This is a genomic window from Microvirga zambiensis WSM3693, from assembly GCF_016735695.1.
Lineage (GTDB): Bacteria > Pseudomonadota > Alphaproteobacteria > Rhizobiales > Beijerinckiaceae > Microvirga > Microvirga zambiensis.
On the sequence record NZ_JAERQD010000153.1, the window covers coordinates 1 to 2,804 of the forward strand.

Here is a 2,804-nt window from a genome sequence, read left to right on the forward strand (position 1 = left end):
GTAAGCACTCGGTGTGCGCCCTCTTGTGAGAGCGCTGTTTGCGCGTGACGTTCTGACCTTAAGGCTCGCTTTAAGGTCAGTAGATCGATGAAGATCGAAGTTCTCGGCACAGAGCGCCGGCGGCGCTGGAGTTTCGAAGACAAAGTCCGGATCGTGGACGAGACGATGCAACCGGGCGTGACGGTGACCGAAGTGGCCCGTCGCCATGGTCTCGCACCCAGTGTGGTTTTCACCTGGCGCCGGCTCGCCCGCGAAGGGCGACTAGGCGACGCCGCTCCCGCCTTCATGCCGGTCGAGATCGCGCCCGTGCCGGTGCAGGCCACGCCGATAGCATCCTCACCGCGGCGCACTGGCTTGATCGAGATCGTTTTGAGGCACGGGTGCCGCATCCGCGTGGATCGCGAGGTCGATGCCGAGGCCCTCCGGCGGGTTCTGCAAGTCATGGAGAGCCTGCCATGATCCCGGTCCCGACCGGCGTGCGCGTGTGGCTGGCCACCGGGCACACCGATATGAGGAAGGGCTTCGGCGGCCTCTCTCTGCTGGTGCAGGAGATGCTCAAACGTGATCCGCATTCGGGCAATCTGTTTGTCTTCCGTGGACGCAGAGGTGATCTGATCAAGGTCCTCTGGTACGACGGGCAGGGCCTATGTTTGTTCTCAAAGCGGATCGACCGGGGCCGTTTTCTGTGGCCGTCGCCGGCCGACGGCACGGTGTCGATTTCCACCGCGCAGTTAGGTTATCTCTTGGAGGGCATCGACTGGCGCAATCCCCAGCAAACCTGGCGCCCGACCGCCGCCGGATGAGCATCAAAGCCTTGCAAATCAACGCTTCCGTGGCAGACTCAGAGTGTGGCAAATCACCCTGATCCGTTTCCCGCCAGTCTGGCTGACGCTCACGCGATGATCCGCGCCGAGCGCGCCGCCCGTCTGGCGGCCGAAGCCCGCGCGGGTGATCTGGAGATCGCTCGGGCTGCGTTGGAAGTCGCCCGGCTTGAAGCCACGCAAGCCCATGCCGCCCGGTATGCCCTGGAGCTGGAGATCGAACGGCTCAAGCTGCAGATCGCCAAGTTGCGCCGCCAGCACTTCGGCACCTCATCGGAACGCAGTGCTCGCCTTGACCAGTTGATGCTTGCGCTCGAAGACCTGGAGGAGAGCGCTGCCCACCTGGATGCCGAAGCGGAGGCGAAGGATGCCGCCGCGGCGCCGGATGCGCCCCGGTGGACAGTCGCGGAGTTGAAGCGGGCCAAGGCCGCCCGCCGGCCCTTGCCCGGACACCTGCCGCGTCGGCGCATCGTCCTTCCTGGTCCCACCGCCTGCGCCTGCTGTGGCGGCGGCCTGCGCAAACTTGGAGAGGCGGTGACCGAGACCCTCGAGCGCATCCCGGCCAAGTGGGTCGTGCTGCAGACCGTGCGTGAGAAGTTCAGCTGCGCGGCGTGCGAGACGATCACCGAGACGCCGGCACCCTTCCATGCCATTCCGCGCGGCCGCGCCGGTCCCCACCTGCTGGCCGAGATCACGGTCGGTAAGTTCGGACTGCATCTGCCGCTGACCCGCCAGAGCACAGTGTTTGCCCAGGAAGGCGTCGATCTGGATGTCTCGACCCTGTGCGACTGGATCGGTGCGGTCGCCGTTGCGACCCAGCCCTTGAGTGCGCTGATCGCCGACCACGTCATGACGGCTGAGCGGCTGCACGCCGACGACACGCCGGTGCCGGTGCTGGCCAAGGGCAAGACGAAGACCGGCCGGCTCTGGACCGTGGTGCGTGACGACCGCCCCTTCAGCGGCGCCGATCCGCCAGCGGCCATTTACTATTATTCTGCCGATCGCAAGGGTGAGCATCCGCAGGGCTTTCTCAAGAGCTACAGCGGGATCCTGCAGGCGGATGCCTACTCCGGCTTCGGGCAACTGTATGAACCAGGCCGCGTGATCGGGGCTGCAACCGAGGCCGCGTGTTGGGCGCATGCGCGGCGCAATTTCTTTGAACTGGCTGAGTTGAAGAAGGGGCCGATCGCGGTCGAGGCAGTCAAGCGCATCGATGCACTGTTTGCGATCGAGCGCGCGATCAACGGCCGGCCGCCTGACGAGCGACGCTCTGTCCGTGTGGCTCACTCCAAGCCTCTGGTGGATGATCTGGAGAGCTGGTTGCGGGCGCAACGTGGACGGCTGTCGCCCAAGAGTGAGACCGCCAAAGCCATCAATTACATGCTACGGCGTTGGTCTTCGTTCGCGCTCTTCCTCGAGGACGGGCGGGTCTGCCTGTCGAACAATGCCGCCGAGCGGGCGATCCGCGGCATTGCAGTTGGGCGCCGGAACTGGACCTTCGCTGGCTCGGATGTGGGTGGCCATCGGGCGGCCGCGCTGTACACGCTGGTCGAGACCTGCAAGCTCAATGAGGTTGACCCGCGCGCTTGGCTGGCTGACGTTCTGACGCGACTGCCGGAGCACCCGGCCAAACGCCTCGACGAACTCCTGCCCTGGAACTGGAAGGCGCTGCGGGACGAGCAAGCCGCGGCCTGATCTCAGGGCTTTCGCGTAAACAGCTCCTTGAACAGCTCTTCGGCTTTCTGCAGCCCCTCATCGGTGAGCACGACGGACTTTGTCTTGTTGACCGGGTCGCAGATGAAGCCATTCTCATAGAGCCTGTTCATCGTTGCCCAGTCAAAACCCTTCCAGGCCCGATAGCCATCATGCAGCGTCAGCCACAGCAGGGCGAGAACCGCCTCGTCGATCTTGTCGTGGTCAATCTCCATGCGGCCACTTTACCACGCCGCGGCCGAAATTCCGCGGTCCTCGGCGGATGCGTAC

4 protein-coding genes are annotated in these 2,804 nt (G+C 64.8%); 3 read left to right on the forward strand and 1 reads right to left on the reverse strand.

Going from position 1 to position 2,804, the window contains the following annotated elements:
* Nucleotides 1-87 precede the first annotated feature (87 nt).
* The 3 genes from tnpA to tnpC all read left to right on the forward strand — a co-directional run bounded on the left by tnpA (nt 88) and on the right by tnpC (nt 2,516).
* Entirely contained in the window at nt 88-459 is a 372-nt protein-coding gene (gene tnpA / locus JKL46_RS34425) for an IS66-like element accessory protein TnpA (RefSeq protein WP_201842919.1), read from the forward strand.
* Nucleotides 456-803, forward strand: coding sequence for an IS66 family insertion sequence element accessory protein TnpB (gene tnpB, locus JKL46_RS34430; RefSeq protein ID WP_201842920.1), 348 nt, complete (start codon nt 456-458; stop codon nt 801-803). Before tnpA ends, tnpB begins: the two co-directional genes overlap by 4 nt.
* Before the next feature lie 96 nt (nt 804-899).
* Nucleotides 900-2,516: an IS66 family transposase gene (tnpC, locus tag JKL46_RS34435; RefSeq protein WP_201842921.1), complete on the forward strand. Its 1,617-nt coding sequence runs from the start codon at nt 900-902 to the stop codon at nt 2,514-2,516.
* A gap of 2 nt (nt 2,517-2,518) precedes the next feature.
* Here the strand turns inward: tnpC and JKL46_RS34440 are convergent, their stop codons facing one another.
* Complete coding sequence (locus tag JKL46_RS34440) at nt 2,519-2,749, reverse strand: DUF6429 family protein (protein ID WP_201842922.1); 231 nt, start codon at nt 2,747-2,749, stop codon at nt 2,519-2,521.
* Nucleotides 2,750-2,804 lie beyond the last annotated feature (55 nt).